General features: G+C 65.7%; 17 protein-coding genes. 4 read left to right on the forward strand and 13 right to left on the reverse strand.

Annotated features, from left to right (window positions below; all coding sequences use genetic code 11):
* Positions 1–3 precede the first annotated feature (3 nt).
* Entirely contained in the window at positions 4–1,098 is a 1,095-nt protein-coding gene (locus HNP02_RS27615) for an NAD(P)-dependent alcohol dehydrogenase (protein WP_184443827.1), read from the reverse strand.
* A 53-nt stretch (positions 1,099–1,151) separates the two neighbouring features.
* Between HNP02_RS27615 and HNP02_RS27620 the strand changes: the two genes are divergently transcribed.
* Positions 1,152–2,123 carry an NADPH:quinone oxidoreductase family protein gene (locus tag HNP02_RS27620; protein ID WP_184443828.1) on the forward strand — a complete coding sequence of 324 codons (972 nt, stop codon included), beginning with the start codon at positions 1,152–1,154 and terminating at the stop codon, positions 2,121–2,123.
* Positions 2,124–2,157: 34 nt separating this feature from the next.
* On the opposite strand, the gene HNP02_RS27625 is transcribed toward HNP02_RS27620, so the two are convergent.
* From HNP02_RS27625 to HNP02_RS27650, 6 genes are all read right to left on the reverse strand, one after another.
* The gene (locus HNP02_RS27625; protein ID WP_184443986.1) at positions 2,158–2,418 is read right to left on the reverse strand and encodes a hypothetical protein; all 261 of its coding nucleotides are present in this window, start codon (positions 2,416–2,418) and stop codon (positions 2,158–2,160) included.
* Between the two features lie 59 nt (positions 2,419–2,477).
* Positions 2,478–2,765, reverse strand: coding sequence for a hypothetical protein (locus tag HNP02_RS27630; RefSeq protein WP_184443829.1), 288 nt, complete (start codon positions 2,763–2,765; stop codon positions 2,478–2,480).
* Positions 2,762–4,228 (reverse strand): NAD(P)/FAD-dependent oxidoreductase, encoded by a 1,467-nt coding sequence (locus HNP02_RS27635; RefSeq protein ID WP_184443830.1) that lies wholly within the window; start codon positions 4,226–4,228, stop codon positions 2,762–2,764. The genes HNP02_RS27630 and HNP02_RS27635 overlap by 4 nt, the downstream gene beginning before the upstream one ends.
* 4 nt (positions 4,229–4,232) lie before the next feature.
* Positions 4,233–4,628, reverse strand: coding sequence for a VOC family protein (locus HNP02_RS27640; protein WP_184443831.1), 396 nt, complete (start codon positions 4,626–4,628; stop codon positions 4,233–4,235).
* Entirely contained in the window at positions 4,625–5,530 is a 906-nt protein-coding gene (locus HNP02_RS27645) for a DUF427 domain-containing protein (protein WP_255507009.1), read from the reverse strand. The genes HNP02_RS27640 and HNP02_RS27645 overlap by 4 nt, the downstream gene beginning before the upstream one ends.
* A 132-nt stretch (positions 5,531–5,662) precedes the next feature.
* On the reverse strand, positions 5,663–7,012 hold the full coding sequence (locus HNP02_RS27650) for a TetR/AcrR family transcriptional regulator (RefSeq protein WP_184443832.1): 1,350 nt from the start codon (positions 7,010–7,012) through the stop codon (positions 5,663–5,665).
* 116 nt (positions 7,013–7,128) lie between these two features.
* Here HNP02_RS27650 and HNP02_RS27655 point away from each other — a divergent pair, with 116 nt between their 5' ends.
* Positions 7,129–8,841: an MOSC and FAD-binding oxidoreductase domain-containing protein gene (locus HNP02_RS27655; RefSeq protein WP_184443833.1), complete on the forward strand. Its 1,713-nt coding sequence runs from the start codon at positions 7,129–7,131 to the stop codon at positions 8,839–8,841.
* Here the strand turns inward: HNP02_RS27655 and HNP02_RS27660 are convergent.
* The 6 genes from HNP02_RS27660 to HNP02_RS27685 all read right to left on the reverse strand — a co-directional run bounded on the left by HNP02_RS27660 (position 8,838) and on the right by HNP02_RS27685 (position 13,239).
* A complete protein-coding gene (locus HNP02_RS27660; protein WP_184443834.1) occupies positions 8,838–9,233 on the reverse strand; it encodes a VOC family protein in 396 nt (131 codons plus the stop codon). The genes HNP02_RS27655 and HNP02_RS27660 overlap by 4 nt on opposite strands.
* Complete coding sequence (locus HNP02_RS27665) at positions 9,230–9,517, reverse strand: helix-turn-helix transcriptional regulator (protein ID WP_184443835.1); 288 nt, start codon at positions 9,515–9,517, stop codon at positions 9,230–9,232. The genes HNP02_RS27660 and HNP02_RS27665 overlap by 4 nt, the downstream gene beginning before the upstream one ends.
* Positions 9,518–9,576: 59 nt before the next feature.
* Positions 9,577–9,972 carry a type II toxin-antitoxin system VapC family toxin gene (locus HNP02_RS27670; protein ID WP_184443836.1) on the reverse strand — a complete coding sequence of 132 codons (396 nt, stop codon included), beginning with the start codon at positions 9,970–9,972 and terminating at the stop codon, positions 9,577–9,579.
* A 1-nt stretch (position 9,973) separates the two neighbouring features.
* Positions 9,974–10,222: a type II toxin-antitoxin system Phd/YefM family antitoxin gene (locus tag HNP02_RS27675; RefSeq protein ID WP_184443837.1), complete on the reverse strand. Its 249-nt coding sequence runs from the start codon at positions 10,220–10,222 to the stop codon at positions 9,974–9,976.
* 139 nt (positions 10,223–10,361) lie between these two features.
* Positions 10,362–11,165 carry a crotonase/enoyl-CoA hydratase family protein gene (locus tag HNP02_RS27680; RefSeq protein WP_184443838.1) on the reverse strand — a complete coding sequence of 268 codons (804 nt, stop codon included), beginning with the start codon at positions 11,163–11,165 and terminating at the stop codon, positions 10,362–10,364.
* 169 nt (positions 11,166–11,334) lie between these two features.
* Complete coding sequence (locus HNP02_RS27685; RefSeq protein ID WP_184443839.1) at positions 11,335–13,239, reverse strand: ABC transporter ATP-binding protein/permease; 1,905 nt, start codon at positions 13,237–13,239, stop codon at positions 11,335–11,337.
* Positions 13,240–13,381: 142 nt separating this feature from the next.
* Between HNP02_RS27685 and HNP02_RS27690 the strand changes: the two genes are divergently transcribed.
* Positions 13,382–15,163 (forward strand): ABC transporter ATP-binding protein, encoded by a 1,782-nt coding sequence (locus HNP02_RS27690; RefSeq protein WP_184443840.1) that lies wholly within the window; start codon positions 13,382–13,384, stop codon positions 15,161–15,163.
* 161 nt (positions 15,164–15,324) lie between these two features.
* A complete protein-coding gene (locus HNP02_RS27695; RefSeq protein WP_184443841.1) occupies positions 15,325–16,083 on the forward strand; it encodes a hypothetical protein in 759 nt (252 codons plus the stop codon).
* Positions 16,084–16,348: the final 265 nt, after the last annotated feature.

The raw sequence follows: 16,348 nt of genomic DNA on the forward strand, positions 1-16,348 counted from the left end.
AGTTTATCCGGTCAAGAGCACGGGTTTGATCACCCGGCCCGCCTTGGCGGCGGCCCACGCCTCGTCGAAGGCAGTCAGATTGAACGTGATGACGAGCTTGTCGACGGGCAGCTCGCCACTGCGGACCAGCTCGGCCAGCCGCGGAATGAACGTGTGCGGCTCACTGTCGCCCTCGACGACACCCCGCACCCGCAGTCCCTTCCCAAGGATCAATCCGACGGGCAACTCCGCGTTCAGCGCGCCGAGCCCGACGAGCGCGAGCGTCCCGCACGGCCGCAACACGGTCAGCGCGGTCGCGGTCACTGCGGGAAGCGCCGTGCTGTCCACCGCGACGTTCGGTCCTCCCCCGGTGAGATCGCCAATGGCCGCCACCACGTCGACGGCGGTGGGGTCCAGGGTCGCGGTGGCGCCCAGCTCGGTGGCAAGCGCCAGTCGCTCCGGCACCGGATCGACCGCGACGATCGCGCGGCAGCCCGCGATCTGCGCGCCCATCACCGCCGACAGGCCCACTGCGCCGGCTCCGAAGACCACCAGCGCATCATCCGGCCCTGCAGACAACGCGTTCAGCACCGTGCCGACTCCGGTCTGCACGCTGCAGGCAAGCGGGGCCGCGAGCTCGGGCGCGAGCTCCGTGGTCATGACGACGGTGTTCGCGGGCCGAGACAGGGCGTGGGTGGCGAAGCTGGACTGCCCGAAGAAGCCGCCGGTGACGGGTTCGCCGTCCAGCCGCAGGGCGCTGGCCTCGTCGCGGCGGTCGCCGCGCATGTTCAGGTCGGTCGAGCGGTCGCAGTAGGCAGGCCTGCCAGCGGTGCAGTCGGAACACCGGCCGCAGCTGGCGAACGTCAGCACCACCAGCTGGCCCTCCGCTGCGCGTGCCCCTGGGCCCGCGGCGATGACCGTGCCGACGCCCTCGTGCCCGAATACCATCGGCAGCCGCTTGGCCTGCCAGCGTGCAGCGACGCTGACGTCGGTGTGGCAGATGCCGACGGCGTCGATGCGGACCAGCACCTCGTCGTCGACCGGAGGCCGGATCGTGACGTCGGTGAGCTGGGGGTCGCCACCGGGTTCGTGCAGTACCGCGGCGCGTGCGTCGATCACCCATGGAGGTTAAATGGTGCCGGTCGGCCCGGACAGGCCGGGGAAGGCCTGACATGCGCGCCATACAGATAGCCCGGCTCGACGGACCCGGAGCCGCGGAGCTCGTCGAGATCGACGAACCGACCGACACCGACGCCGTACTGATCGACGTGTACGCGGCCGGTGTCGCATTTCCCGACGCCCTGCAGACGCGTGGCCTCTACCAGCACCGTCCCGAGCTGCCATACGTGCCTGGCGCCGAGCTCGCCGGTGTAGTGCGCACCGCGCCTGCGGGTGCCCACGTGGTGGCGGGTGACCGGGTTGCCGCCTTGACGATGCTGAACGGTGCGATGGCCGAAGTCGTTGCGGTACCAGCGGATCGGGTGTTCAAACTGCCCGACGTGGTGTCGTTCGAAGCGGGCGCGGGGATCCTGTTCAACGACCTCACGGTGCACTGCACGTTGCGGACCCGCGGCAGGCTCGCGCCCGGCGAAACGGTGTTGGTGCACGGCGCCGCCGGCGGCATCGGCACCTCAACGCTGCGGCTGGCCACCGCCTTTGGTGCGTCACGCACCATCGCGGTCGTCAGCACCGAGGACAAGGCCGACGTCGCGCGGGCTGCGGGTGCCACCGACGTGGTGCTGGCCGACGGCTTCAAGGACAGGGTCAAGGAGCTGACCGGCGGCCGCGGGGTGGACGTCGTCGTCGACCCGGTCGGTGGTGACCGGTTCACCGATTCGCTGCGCTCGCTGGCCCCTGGTGGCCGGCTGCTCGTGGTCGGCTTCACGGGCGGTGACATTCCCACGGTCAAGGTCAACCGGCTGCTCCTGAACAACGTCGATGCGGTCGGCGTCGGCTGGGGCGCTTGGGCCGCAACACATCCCGGGTATCTGACCGAGCAGTGGGCGGAGTTGGAGCCGCTGCTGGCGTCGGGTGTGGTGACCGCCCCCCAACCCGTCGTCTACCCACTTGACCGCGCCGCCGAGGCCATCGCCTCGCTCGAAGAGCGCACCGCCAAGGGCAAGGTCGTCGTCAAGCTGCGGTGATCGGATGTCGCCGCCGGGGCGGCTCCGGAACGCCTTAGGACACCCCGTTGATCCCCGGGTGCTGGCCGGGCGGCACCGCAGGCGCCGGGGGTGCCACCACCGGCGGTGTGAAGAGATTCCCTCCGGTCGGGCTGATGCTCTTCTCGGTCGGGGACACCGGTGCAGTGCTTGGCGGCGTGGTGGTCGTCGTCGTAGTGGTTGTGGTGGTCGTGGTGGACGGCGCTTGGTTGCCGGTCGAACATGCAGCGGTCAACGCGCCAAACGCAATGAGTACCACCCCTCCGACGAGGGCCATCCAGTCGCGGGGGCGACGTAATTGCAACACGAGAGTCCTATCGGTTCGTTGGTCTTGTATTACTTGCGGTGCACGCCAGGCGGTTCCGTCGGCGCAGGCTCCGCCTTCACCGGTGGTGTGAACAGGTTGCCGCCGGTGGGGCTGAGGCCCTTCTCGGTCGGGGACACCGGTGCACTGGACGGCACCGTCGTCGACGTCGTGGGTGTGGTGGTCGTCGTGGTCGTCGTGCTGGACGGCGCCGGGCTTTCGTTGTTGCCGCATGCTGCGATCAACGTGCCAAGCCCGATCAGCATCGCGGCTGGGGCCACGGCCACTAGGCGGCGAATACTGCGGCGTGAATTTGTCATGCATCTACCTTCTCTGTCGAATTCGGTTGGGCGTCACGGTGGGCTTCGAGCAGTCGAAGCCATACTTCGCTGATGGTCGGGAAGCACGGCACGGCGTGCCAAAGACGTTGAATCGGAACCCGTCCCGCGATTGCGACGGTGGCCGACTGCAGCAGTTCGGCAACGCCTGCCCCGACGAAGGTGGCTCCGAGTAGGTGACCGTCGTCGACGTCGACGACCATGCGGCCTCGCCCGCCGTAACCGTCGGCGTAGAGGAAGGCGCCGGGGACCGTGTCGCCGATGTTGACGTCGACGACCTGCACGCGGTGACCCCGGTGTTCGGCCTCCGCGGCGGTGAGCCCGACTGATGCGGCCTCGGGGTCGGTGAAGAAGACCTGCGGTACCGCGTGCGAATCGGCGGTGGCGACGTGAGCGCCCCACGGGGCGGTGTCGAGCTGATGACCCGCGGCGCGGGCCACGATGGCATCGCCTGCCATGCGGGCTTGGTACTTGCCCTGATGTGTAAGCAGGGCACGGTGGTTGGCGTCGCCCATCGCGTAGAGCCAGTCTCCGTCGACGCCGTGAACCACGCAGGTGTCGTCGACGTCCAGCCATGTTCCCGGTTCGAGGCCGACGGTCTCAAGACCGATATCGGCGGTGTTTGGTGTCCTACCGATCGCGAAGAGTATTGCGTCAACCTCCAATTCACTGGCGTCGTCGAGGCTCACCCACAGTGGTCCCGCAATCTCGAGGCGGCGTAGCTCGGTGACGGAGACCCCGGTCCGAACGGTCACCCCCATGTCGGTGAGGCCGCGGGCGACGAGCTCGCCGACGAACGGCTCCATCCTCGGGAGTACACCTGAGTCGCGCGCCAACAGCGTCACCCGTGATCCGAGACCGTGCCACGCGGTGGCCATTTCGACGGCTATCCCGCCACCGCCGACGATGGCCAACCGCCCTGGGATGTCGCTGCTGTCAGTCGCTTTGCGGTTGGTCCAGGGAGCCGCCTTCTCGATGCCGGGGATGTCGGGCAGTGCCGCAGTGCTGCCGGTGCAGACGGCCACCGCATGGCGACCGGTGAGAACCACGACACCGACGCCGGGGGTCTCGACTGCGACGCGTCGCGGGCCGATCAGCCGGGCGTGGCCTCGGAAGAGGTCGGCGCCAATGTTCTTGACCCAGGTGGCCTGGCCGCTGTCGTCCCAGTTGCTGACGTAGCGATCGCGGCGGCCGAAGACCTTCGCGGTGTCGAGGGAACCGGTGACCGCCTCGCGGGCGCCGTCCACGTGGCGAGCATCGGCCACGGCGAGGACGGGGCGCAGCAGCGCCTTGCTGGGAATGCAACCCCAGTACGAGCATTCGCCGCCGACCAGTTCCCGTTCGACCACCGCGACCGAAAGCCCGCCTGCGCGTGCGCGGGCGACAACGCTCTGTCCGACCGGTCCTGCACCCAAGACGATGACGTCGTATTCTTGCTCGTTCATCTGCTCAATCCCTCCTCTGATCGGCGAAGTCGGCGAAACTCGCGTAATCGGCGCGATCCGGATCGAGGCCGGGAAGGAAGCAACCACGCCAACCGCCCTCGGTGTCCTCGTGCCGGATCGCGCCGACGGCCACTCCGCGATCGGTCAGCCCTGCTCGATGGGACTCGATATCGGGAACCACCAGATACAGACCACGGACCGATCCAACCGGAGCGTCGGTGAGGCCGACGCCGAATTGAATCGAGGCGGCTGATCCCGGCGGCGTCAGCTGAATGACCCGGAAGTTGGGCGCCGGTGAGTAGTCGACGTCGAGGTCGAAACCGGCGCCATCGCGGTAGAAGCAGAGCGACTCGTCGGGATCGGAGACCGGCAGGACGATGACTTCGAAGGTTGCCGTCATCTGCGCGCGTTCTGGAGGACCTCGTCGGGGTCCAGCCCGCGGTCGACGCCGTGTGCCATCACGGTTTGGCCCGGCTCCAGATGCAGCTGCTTGCCGTCGATGAAGACGTCGACCTTGTCGGGCTCGAACGACACCAGGTTGCCGATGCGCGCGACCTCCGGCCATGCCTCGACGTAGGACCACGCCGCCCGCTTGCGTCCGCCGATGGTGTAGTAGCTCGCCAGCCCCTTGTAGGGGCAGAACGTCTGTCCCTCAATGGGTTCGAGAGCTGGCTCGACGACGTCACCACGCGGGACGTACCAGCGCGGGGCGAAGCCCGATTCGTAGAGGGCAAGGGGGTGACCGGTGTCGGCGATCACTCGATCACCGTCACGGACCTCGAGATGCCGCGAGGTCGAGCGGATGTCGATGCGGTGGTAGAAGTCCGCCGCGTGTCCGACGATGCGTTCGTCCTCTTCGTAGAACGCGTCCATCGCCTGCCAGGCGAAGGCCACCCGACCATCGAGTACCTCTGCGAAGGGCGGAAGCGAAGCGTATTGCCAGGCTGCACGATTGGCGCTGTGCTCGCCCGCAACGACGGTGAACCAGTTCACCTGTCCGAGGTCTGGATGAGTCGTGACGCGGTCTTCGGCGACCAACATGCCGGGGTCGATGCTGGCGCGCGGGAAGTATGCCACCGGGTAGCGGCCGGGCTCGTGCAGGAGCACCACGTCCTCGCTGTCGGCGATCCAGTCTTCGCCGAAACGCACCCTCATCCAACGCCGCAGCGGCTCGGCGAACAACAGGCGCTCCGGCAACGGGTGCGGGCTGAGCAACTGTCCAACGGAGCTGATAGCCAGTGGACCCTGCTGCCATGCGAGTCCCATCGTGATCCCTCCCGAGCCGTCATCCCACTGGGTCATCCGACCCATAATTGTGGGCTGGTCCACCCATAATGTCCAACGGTTGGAGCCACTGACAAGTGGGAATGTGCTGACAGTTCGCTGTGTGAGTGCTCTGGGGCGAGCGAAGCGACGGGGAAAATGGTCTAGCGGTCAGGATCTGGCGCCGCGGCGCGGCGTTCTCGGTGTTCGTCGCGTCGTGGGACCGGGCACCAACGAGCACACGTAATCTGCGGCGGCCATCACGGTCGCCTGCATCGGTTCTGCGTCGTCCGTTGCGTGGCTGACCATGGCGCCGCCCTGGTGAGCGACCACCAGCGCGACCGCGAGGTGACGCGGATCGGCGTCAGACCGCAGCTCGCCGCGCTCGCGCATTGCCACGAACCCCGTGCGAAACAACTCGAGCCACTGGTCGTAACCGGCGGTCAAGACGTCGAGCACGTCGTCATCGGCTTCCAGCAGTTCACCTACCAGTGACCCAAAGCTGCATCCACCTCGGCGGTAGACGGCTTCCGCGTCGGCCGCGCAGGCATGTGCCCATGCCTGCAGCGACTGGAGGTTGTCGAGTGCGCCCATCTCCGGTCGGGTGTGAAAGGCGATGAGGCCGTCGCGGCGCCGATCGATGACCCGACGCGTCAGGTCCCGCTTGTCCTGGAAGTAGTGCGAGATCTGCGATCCGCTCACCGAAGCCGCGCTCCGCAGATCTTCCATGCTGGTCCCGGCGACGCCGTACTGAAACATCAACTCGGCGGCGACCTCGACTATGCGCGACCGAGTCTCGAGTCCCTTCCGGGTGAAATGCACGGTGTCGTCGTCGATCCGAGTGACCGCGGAGACGCGGCGGCGGCGGGCCGGCCGTGGCGCACGTTCGGCGGGATCGGTGGCGAACATACGCAGGTGGTTCACCGCGAATCGCACGGCGTCGGCGTGCGCCCATTCCTGGCGATAGGCGTAGGCCACGGTGCCGCCGCCCTGGTGGATGCTGACGATGACCATGGCCAGCCGTCGCGGGTCGGCACCTGCAACGAGAACACCGTGCTCCTTCATCTGCTGCAGCGCATGCTCGAGTAGCGCGACCCATTGCCAGTAGGCCTCGCCGAGTGTCCGCCGCGTGGCACCGTCGGACTTGACCAGCCTGCCGACGAGGGCGTGGAAGGTGGGAGTGCCCTCGTAACCGATGCGGCGCAAGTAGCGCACGTTCCTGTCGATCCAGCGTTCGAAGTCGTCGAACGACTGGAGCCCGTGCAGTTGCGGGTTTCGATGAAAGTCCAGCACCACGTCGAGCTGGCGGACCAGAACCGCGCGAATGAGTGCCTGCTTGTCGGCGAAGTAATGGGCCAGTTGAGAGCCACTCACCGACGCGGCCCTGCGCACCCCGTCCATGTTGAACGCCGAGTAGCCGTCGTTCAGGATCAGCTCGGCTGCCGCTTCCACGATCCGCTCGCGGGTGGCGCGTCCCTTGGGCGTCAACCGCTGCTCACCGGATGTGTCGATGGCGGCCATTGTTCAAGGCTATCGACGTCGTTCCATATTATGGGACATTCAACCCAGTGTGTCGGTCAGAGGCTGCCGGGCCGGCAAGCCGTTAACGTAGGTGGTGTCGTCGGAAGGAACCACAGGTGGCGAGACTGGTCTCGGTGAACGTCGGTAGACCGAAAAACGTGCCCTGGCAAGACAAGAAGGTCTTCACTGGAGCATGGAAGACCCCTGTCGAGGGCCCTGTGGTGGTGCGCAGGCTCAACGTCGACGGCGACGGGCAGGGCGACCTCGCCGGCCACGGTGGCGAACAGCGCGCCGTGCTGGTCTATCAGACCCACTCCTACGACTACTGGCGCAGCTACCTCGAGCGTGACGACCTAGAACCGGGCCACTTCGGAGAGAACTTCACCGTAAGCGGGCTCGGCGACGACGAGGTATGCATCGGGGACCGCTACCGCATCGGTGAGGCCGAATTCGAGGTCACCCAACCGCGCGTCACCTGCTTTCGCGTCGGCATGCGCCTCGGCGAGCCCGAGATGCCCAACCTGTTGGTCGCCCATCACCGGCCCGGCTTCTACATGCGGGTCATCCGCGAGGGGCGCGTCGAGGCCGGCGACCCCATCGAACTGACCCACCGAGGCCGACACGAACTGTCGGTCGCCGACGTCGACGCGCTGCTCTACCTGCCCGACCGCGACATGGATCGACTCAAGCACGCCGTCGACCTGCCCGCGCTCAGCCCGGGATGGCAGCAGTCCTTTCGCGACATGCTTGGCGCGCAAGCTGATTCGGCCGTGGCGGTCGGGCCGGTGTGGGCTGGATTTCGCCAACTCCGGGTCGATGCCATTGCGCGGGAGAGCTCGACGATCACGTCCATCGATCTAGTGCCAACCGACGGTGGCCCCCTGCCGAGACCACGGCCGGGCCAGTATCTGACCGTCAAGATCCCAGACGCCGGCGACCCAGCGCCGTTGCGCAGCTACTCGTTGTCGGGTGACCCCGGCGCCGGGACCTACCGCATCAGCGTGAAGCGCGAGGAGCACGGCCAGGTGAGCCGATGGCTGCACGCCCACATCCGTGCCGGATCGACCCTGGACGCCGCTGCGCCCCGCGGAGACTTCTTCCTCACCGAGGACAGCTTCCCCGTCGTGCTGGTGTCGGCGGGTGTCGGCGCCACGCCCGTGCTGGCCATGCTGCACGCACTCGCCGAGGCCGGTAGCCAACGCCAAATCCGGTGGGTGCACACGACGCACGACCGGGAGTCGCACGCCTTCGCCACTGAGGTCACCCGGTTGATCGAAGCCCTCCCCCATGCCCAGCAGCGCATCTTCTACACCGCCGAGCCCGGGCCGGGTCGCCCAGCCGAGCGCCTCACCGCGTCATCGATCGCGATGTTGAACCTGCCCACCGAAGCCGCCGTATACCTTTGCGGCCCAAACGCATTCATGGACGACATGCGAGCCGCCCTGACCGCCGTCGGGATCGACCGGGGCCGGATCCACACCGAATCCTTCGGCGCGCTGTCTGCCATCAACCCCGGCGTCGTCGACGCGCCTGCCCCCTCGCGCCCACACCGGCCGCCGGGCATGCCCACGACGGGACCGCAGGTCACGTTCTCCCGCAGCGGACTCACCGCCAACTGGTCACCGGACTACCACAGCCTGCTCGAACTGGCCGAAGCCTGCGACGTTCCCACCAGGTACTCGTGCAGGAGCGGCGTCTGCCACATCTGCCTGACCGGGATCGTGGCCGGTGCCGCGACGTATGTCCAGGCGCCACTGGATCGACCGCCAAGCGACTCGGTGCTCATCTGCTCCGCGGCCCCAGACGGCGACCTCGTCCTCGACCTCTAGGAGGCCGGCTTCTCGGCGATCAGTTGGATGAGATTGCCGCACGTGTCGTCGAACACGGCCGTGGTGTAGTCGCCACCATCGGTCGGCTTCTGCGTGAAGACGACGCCGAGTTTCGTCAATCGATCGTGCTCGGCCTCGACGTCGTCGACGGCGAACTGAGCCAACGGGATTCCGTCTTCGGCGAGGGCATCACGGTAGGGCTTGACCGCGGGGTGACCGCACGGTTCCAGCAGTAGTTCGGGCCCTTCGGGGTCGTCGGAGGAAACCACGGTGAGCCAGGAGTCCTCCCCGATCGGCACGTCGCGGCGTTTCGTGAAGCCGAGCACGTCGGTGTAGAACGCCAGCGCTGCTCGCTGATCGTCGACGAAGAGGCTGGTCAGACGGATCTTCATGGGTCTTCCTTCCCGACGACGAACGGCCATCGTCGTGTGATCTCGGCGAGAGGCTCGCCGTTGAAGTAGTGGAACTTGGACCGGCCGCGACGCTCGGTCACGACCAGCCCGGCCGACTCGAGCACGGCGAGATGCTGCGATACCGCCTGCCGACTCGAGCTGAGCCGATGCCGCGTGGTGAGCAGTGTGCAGATCTCGAACAAGGTCTGTCCGTCGCTCGCGGCGAGTTCGTCGAGGATGAGACGCCTGGTCTCGTCGTCGAGTGCCCTGAACACGTCCGCCACACCTTCATGATAGGCAAGTGGCTACTTGCATATCAAGCTTCAGCTGCCCGAGCGACCCGTCAGATGACGATGACCGCGACGAGCTTCTCCAGTCCGTTGAAGTCATCGCCGTTTCGCGTGTAGAGATCGAGCTGATTGGCGTGTGCGGTTGCGGCAATCAATAGGTCAGCGAATCGGCTCCGCGGGGTCCTTCCTTCGCGGACGACGGCGGCGACGACGAGTCCGTAACTCCGTGCAGCCGCCCCGTCGAATTGGATGGGTTCCAGTGTTGATTCGACTTCCTGGAGCCGGGCCTGCCGCTTCGCAGCTTCCATCGCGTCGGCGGCAAGGTGTGGGCCGGCCGCCAACTCGGCCGCGGTGATCGCGGATATCGCCATCTCGTCGGGCAGCGCAGCGAGCACGACCGGATCGTGCCAGTCGATGACGACGGACGTGTCGAGAAGGCCCGACGTCACCTCATAGCCCTTGGTCGATCAACCGGTCTTGGTCGGCGCGGAACCGGCGATGGTCGATTCGCACGCCGGCTGCCGCCAACGCAGCGACTTCGTCGCGGGATATGAAGGTGCGGCGACCGGCTCGAATCGGCCGAAGCTCGGCGACCGGTTCGCCATTGCGGGTGACGACGAAGGTTTCGCCCGCCGTGACCGCGTCGATCACCCGGGCGTTGTCGTTGCGCAGTTCGCGCTGCGCGATGGTCTTGGCCATGGGTTTAATCGTAGCAAGAAGTGCTACACAGAGCTACGGGCATGTCCTGGACGGCACATCGCCAATGCTTCGCGACATGGAGACGCTGTGTGCGCGGTGAGGTGTACGTCCTCGACCTCTAAATCGCCTCGCCGCCAAGCTAAGCCGGGTCGGCGAAGACCGGCGGCTCCCCCGACATTCCTGCCATCACGGCGGCGATCTGATTGGGCGATCCGATGAGCCCCACCTGCAGGTCGGTCTCGAGCACCAGAGCCGCGGCACTGTCGTTACTGGTCCAGGTCTCGTCGTAGAGGCGCTTCGCCGCGCGGACGGCGTTGGGTGACTTCTGGGCGATCTCGGCTGCGAGTTCCTGGGCCGCGGCGAGCGGATCGTCGGCAACGCGTGTGACCAATCCCAGCGCGGATGCCTCCGTGCCGGAGACGGTGCGACCGGTGAACGTCAGCTCCTTCGCGACGTCGATCGGTACCAGCCGCGGCAGCGTCTGCGTGATTCCCATGTCGGGCACGAGGCCCCACTTGACCTCCATGACGCTCAGCTTCGCGTCGGGTGCGGCGATCCGGATGTCGGCGCCGAGCGCGATCTGCAGACCGCCGCCGAAGCAGTTGCCGTGAACCGCAGCGATCACCGGTGCCGGCACCAGCGACCAGTCATACGCCACGCGTTGCGCGACGTTCGCCAGCCGGTCGTCGTCGCGAACCAGCAGCACGCCCGTGCCACCTTGTCCGCTCATGAAGCTCGCGATGTCCAGGCCGGAGCAGAAACTCTTGCCTTCCCCGTGCAGCACGACGGCGCGGATGGACGCGTTGGCGGCCACCTGCTCGGCAGCGTCGATCAACCCTTCGAACATCGCTTGATCGAGCGCGTTGTGCTTTTCGGCGCGAACCATCGTCACCGTCGCCACGCCCGCGGTATCGATTGTGACCCGAACCCTGTCTTCGCTCATGCGTGGCAACGATACTGCCGCGCGAAGCGACGAAGACGAGCCGTCAACGTTTGATGCTCGACCGATCCGACCCCATCAACAAGCGTTCAGATAGCACTGACGGTCAGAGCTACTCGCACTTCTCCGCCGCTACCGCCATCTCAACGGAGGGCGGGGCGGACTGGTGACGTCATTGCTCGGACTCGAGTCGGTCGAGCCGCCAGGCACCTTCCCCGAGCAGCGCCAAGTGGTGTTGGTGGTGCTCCATCAGAGAGCTGTGGTGGCTGACGCTGACCACCACGGTGCCCGGCAACTCGGTACGCAGCAGCTCGTAGAGCGCAAACGCCATGCCCTCATCCAGTGCGGAGGTCGCTTCGTCGAGGAACACCGCCGTGGGCTTGGTCAGCAACACCCGAGCGATCGCAACGCGCTGCTGCTCCCCCGGTGACAGAACCTTCGCCCAATCCTGCGTTTCGTCGAGTCGCCAACGCAGGTGGGCCAGTGACACCCGAGTGAGCGCGTCGTCCAACTCGTCGTCAGGGACATCACCCGATCTCTGCGGATACGACACCACCGTACGTAGATCGCCCAGCGGCAGGTACGGCAGTTGAGACAAGAACATCGTCGCGTGGTCGTCGGCGGGTCGGCGCCACACACCGGTGGCGGCAGGCCACAACTCGGCGAGGCTGCGCAACAGCGAGGTCTTGCCGCTGCCCGACGAACCGGTGACGACCATGGACTCGCCACGCTCCAGTCGCACATCGAGCGGATCGATCAGCCGGTCGCCTGCGGGTGTTCGCACCTCGACGCCGGTCAGCTCAATGGAGCCATCGGGGCTCGATTCAGTTGTCAGCACGGGTAATTCGCGGGCGCGTTCGTTGGCCTCCACGAGTCCGTGCAACCGGATGATCGCGGCGTTGTAGCTCGCGAATTGGCTGTACGCGTTGCGGAAGAACGACATCCCCGATTCGATCCTGCCGAATGCCCCCGCCGACTGTGTGACGTCGCCCAACTTGATGGTGCCGGCGAACAACCGCGGCGCCTGCAACACGAACGGCAGCGGAAGGATGGTTTCGGTGACGGTGTAGTTCCACCCGATCAAGCCCAGTGTGCGTCGGACGTAGTGTCGGTAGTTGGCGATCACGGCGGCGAACCTCTTGTCGAGCTGCTCCCGCTCGGCCCGTTCACCGCGGTAGAAGGCGACAGCCTCCGCAGCATCACGCAGCCGCACCAATGCGTACCGGAACGCGGCGTTGGTCTGCTCGTTGCGAAAACTCAGCCGTATCAACGGATGACCGATCCGAAATGCGATCAGCGACGCCGTGAGCACATAGGCGATCACGATCCAGAACAGTGCCTTGGGGATCTCGACGCCGAACAATGTCAGTGACCCCGAAAGCCGCCACAGGATCACGGCGAAGGACGCCACGGAGGCCACCGAGTTGACCGCACCGAACAGCAGGATGCTCTGCGAGTAGTACGTCGGAACGTTGGGGCCGGTGCCGATGCCCGTGGTGAAGACGTCGATGTCCTGCTGGATGCGTTGGTCGGGGTTGTCGATGATGGGCTCGGTGAATCGGCTTCGATAGTAGGCGCGGCCGGTCAGCCAGTCCCCGGTGAGACGGTCGGTCAACCACACCCGCCAGCGGATGATGAAGCGTTGGGTCAGGTAGGTGTCCAACAGGATCCGGCCGATGTGGATGACTGCCAGGAGGCAAAAGATTCCGATCGCCACCCAGAAGCCGTGCACTCCCGAATTACGCTGTGCCGCATTGTGCGCACCCACCCCCTGAAACGCGATCTGCAGCGCCGAGAACAAATCGTTGTTGTAGTAACTGAGCAGCACGGCAATGCGCACCTCGAAGATGACCGACAGAAGCAAGACCGCCAGCGTCGCCCACACGGGCAGGCTGTCTCTACCGATGAAGTAGTCGCCGGTGACGCTCCAGAACCGTTTCGCCCATGTCGTGTAGCGGATCAGCAGGATTCCAATCACCAACACGCACGCCGCGCTGATGGCCCAGGCTTCGAGGATCCACCACACGGACACGACGATCTGATTGCCCCAGTCGATCGAGGGCCTGAACTTCTCCAACGGACCACCCTCCGGTGCGGTGGCGCCTGAAGGGCACCGTTGCGTGGCGAGTATCGACCCCGTAGCTGAACGCTGTATGAAATGGCCAGCGTGCGTGGGCGCCCACCGCTACGGTTCGGCTGAATGCTCGTAGGAATAGGAGATGCCCGCCGTGCCGCCGCTGCTTCGTGATCTGCTGCGCCCCTACCGCGGATCCCTCGCCGTCATCCTGATGGCGACGCTGGTGCAGATTCTGATGGGTCTCGCCCTGCCGTGGCCGCTGAAGATCATCCTCGACAACGTCGTTGCAAGCCATCGACCTCCGGCATGGATCACCTTCTGGTTCCCGATGGTTGGCGGCTCGACCAAGACACACATCGCCGCGGCGGCCGGGATCATGGTGGTGTTGATCGCGGTGGTGAGCGGCGTGGCGTTCTACGTCGCCAGCTATACGACGGAACGGGTCGGGCAGTGCATCGGAAACGACCTGCGGGTGCGGCTCTATCACCACTTGCAGGAACTGTCGCTCTCCTTTTACGACACGAACCGGGTCGGCACGATCCTCAGCACGCTCACCACTGACGTTCAGACGATCCAGAGTTTTGCGTCGACCTCGGTCCTCAACATCTTCACCGACGCTCTGACGCTCATTTCAATGGTCATCGTGATGTTGTTGCTCCGTTGGGATTTCGCTCTCATCGCGCTCGCGGTGGCCCCGTTCCTGCTCTATTTCCTGGTCCGCGTCAACAAGGCGATAAAAACGGCGACACAAGAGGTGCGTACCAAACAGTCCGACCTGCTCGCCACGCTGCAAGAGGGTCTGCAGTCGATTGAGGTGGTGCAGGCCTACTCGCGCGAGGACTACGAAGACAAGCAGTTGCAGGAGGTCAGCAAGCAAACCGTCACTGCGTGGCTCAAGACGCGACGGGTGTCGGCGCTGCTGTCGCCGATCATCAGCCTGATAGTCGCGGTATGTACGGGTTTGGTGCTCTGGCGGGGCGCCCTTCTCATCATTGCCGGCACGATGACCGCCGGCGCGCTCACCGTGTTCCTGTCGTACATGGCGCGGTTCTTCCAACCGGTGCGCGCGCTCTCCCAGATGACCAACACCCTCGCCCAGGTCTCGGTGGGGTTCCAGCGAGTGACGGCGGTGTGCGACGCCGACAACGTGATCCCCGAACGTGCGGCGCCGACCGAACCCCCGCCGTTCAAGGGTCAGGTCACCTTTGAGAACGTCTCCTTCGGCTACGACCCCGAGGTGCCCGTGTTACGTGACATCTCGTTCACGATCGGTGCGGGCCAGATGGTCGGCGTCGTCGGCCCCACTGGCAGTGGCAAATCCACCCTCGTCAGCCTCATCCCACGGTTCAGGAACCTGGGGGGCGGCCGGATTCTGATCGACGGTGTCGACATCGACAACTACACGCTGCACGGACTGCGCACCCAGATCGGCTTCGTCCTGCAGAACACGGTGCTCCTTCGGGGCACGATCCGGGACAACATCGCCTTCGGCCGTCCCGACGCCACCGAAGAGCAAATCATCGAGGCGGCCAAACTGGCCAACGCCGACGAGTTCATCAGCCGCATGCCCAACGGCTACCACAGCCTGGTCGGCGACCGTGGCTCGACGCTCTCCGGCGGTCAGCGCCAACGGATTGGCATTGCCCGCGCGCTGATTCGGGACAACCCGATCCTGATCCTCGACGAGCCGACGGCGGCGCTGGATGCCGAATCGGAGCACTTGGTCATCCAGGCGCTGGAACGGCTGATGGCCGGCCGCACGGTCATCACCATCGCCCATCGGCTGAGCACATTGCGCGACGTGCACAAGATCATCGTCGTCAAGGACGGCGTGGTGGTCGAGGACGGCACCCAGGAGGAACTCTTGACCCTCGACGGTGTCTACGCCGAGCTCCACCACCTGCAATTCGACCAACCTGCCTGACGGCCACACCAACAACCGGTGAACTGTTGATACGCAGGGGTGCACGAGCGTTACGTTCTCGTCGAATCTTTCGTTCGGCGCCGTTCCCCTTGTTAGCATCCGGATTGTCCACTGCTGCTGGGAAATCCCTTCAGCACATTGACAGCTTAAGGAGACGAGCGATGCTGACGGTGCGCGATCACGGTGTCGAGGATTACGAGTCGCTGCGGGACATGGATACCACCGACGTCGGAGAGCTGCGCGAGGACGACCACGCCTGCCTGGAAGAGCTTGGCCAGTATCTCGTCGCCACCGATGCCTGGAATCGCTTCGGTATCTGGTTGCTGCACAAGCATTTCGAGCCGGAGCCGGGAGAGGTCTTCGTCGAGCGCTCGGTGCGTGCTCCGCGAGGGACCCAGACCGCCCCACTCATGCGCTCGGTCTTCACCGAGCAGGGCCTGAGTACTACCGCAATTCGATTCGACGACTCCGCTGACGAAGCAGTCGGTGTCGTCGGCCTGGAATTCGCCGAGCCGGACGACTTCGGTGACACCGAGCCGCTGAGCGATGACGACGAGGCGATCTTGGCCGGGATCTGCGAGCGGCTCCAGGCGCACAACAAGGTGGAGCGCTTTGGAGTTCGGTTGATTCGCAACCCGCTGCAACTCTCCGAGCGCGAGTTGCTTCACGAAACGAGTGACGGCGCCAACCGGACGCTGCACTGCACCGTCGGTGAACGCGACGCCGTCCTCAACGAGCTGAACATCATCCAGACCGCCTGGAAGTGGCGAGTGAAGCAGGGCGGTTCCGAACCAATCGTGATGCAGGACTGCACCGCGGGCTGTGTTCGGGTGGGTGAGGGGCACGACATTGCCCACACCGCCTCTGGAACAGATGACCACGACAACCCCACTGAAGGCGAGCCAAATCAGCCCTTCTGATTGGGCACCCTGAACCTTCGTTCCGCCGCCGCGGGTGAGATGGCCTGACTGCGGCGATCACGACCGCGCTGCCCCACGGGCATGCCGGCGTGGGAGCAGGACTGTAGTCAACGACGCGTGAGCTGGGCAGTGTCCTGGGCGTCGCGGTGATCGACACCATGTCGAACTCGTACTTCATCGACCGCAGGGTCAAGGATTACGGCTAGCAGGTAGGTCAGTTGCAGGGCAGCCGTAGAGACATCACCCAAAGTGGCTGTGACGATGA

It is taken from the genome of Mycobacterium sp. AZCC_0083, from assembly GCF_014202335.1.
Taxonomy (GTDB): domain Bacteria; phylum Actinomycetota; class Actinomycetes; order Mycobacteriales; family Mycobacteriaceae; genus Mycobacterium.

What these genes read in the sequence shown, in the direction of transcription:
- HNP02_RS27620 (WP_184443828.1), top strand. Translation starts at nt 1,152, where the DNA reads ATGCGCGCCATACAGATAGCCCGGCTCGACGGACCCGGAGCCGCGGAG.
- HNP02_RS27625 (WP_184443986.1), bottom strand. Translation starts at nt 2,418, where the DNA reads ATGGCCCTCGTCGGAGGGGTGGTACTCATTGCGTTTGGCGCGTTGACC.
- HNP02_RS27630 (WP_184443829.1), bottom strand. Translation starts at nt 2,765, where the DNA reads ATGACAAATTCACGCCGCAGTATTCGCCGCCTAGTGGCCGTGGCCCCA.
- HNP02_RS27635 (WP_184443830.1), bottom strand. Translation starts at nt 4,228, where the DNA reads ATGAACGAGCAAGAATACGACGTCATCGTCTTGGGTGCAGGACCGGTC.
- HNP02_RS27640 (WP_184443831.1), bottom strand. Translation starts at nt 4,628, where the DNA reads ATGACGGCAACCTTCGAAGTCATCGTCCTGCCGGTCTCCGATCCCGAC.
- HNP02_RS27645 (WP_255507009.1), bottom strand. Translation starts at nt 5,530, where the DNA reads ATGACCCAGTGGGATGACGGCTCGGGAGGGATCACGATGGGACTCGCA.
- HNP02_RS27650 (WP_184443832.1), bottom strand. Translation starts at nt 7,012, where the DNA reads ATGGCCGCCATCGACACATCCGGTGAGCAGCGGTTGACGCCCAAGGGA.
- HNP02_RS27660 (WP_184443834.1), bottom strand. Translation starts at nt 9,233, where the DNA reads ATGAAGATCCGTCTGACCAGCCTCTTCGTCGACGATCAGCGAGCAGCG.
- HNP02_RS27675 (WP_184443837.1), bottom strand. Translation starts at nt 10,222, where the DNA reads ATGGCCAAGACCATCGCGCAGCGCGAACTGCGCAACGACAACGCCCGG.
- HNP02_RS27680 (WP_184443838.1), bottom strand. Translation starts at nt 11,165, where the DNA reads ATGAGCGAAGACAGGGTTCGGGTCACAATCGATACCGCGGGCGTGGCG.
- HNP02_RS27690 (WP_184443840.1), top strand. Translation starts at nt 13,382, where the DNA reads ATGCCCGCCGTGCCGCCGCTGCTTCGTGATCTGCTGCGCCCCTACCGC.
- HNP02_RS27695 (WP_184443841.1), top strand. Translation starts at nt 15,325, where the DNA reads ATGCTGACGGTGCGCGATCACGGTGTCGAGGATTACGAGTCGCTGCGG.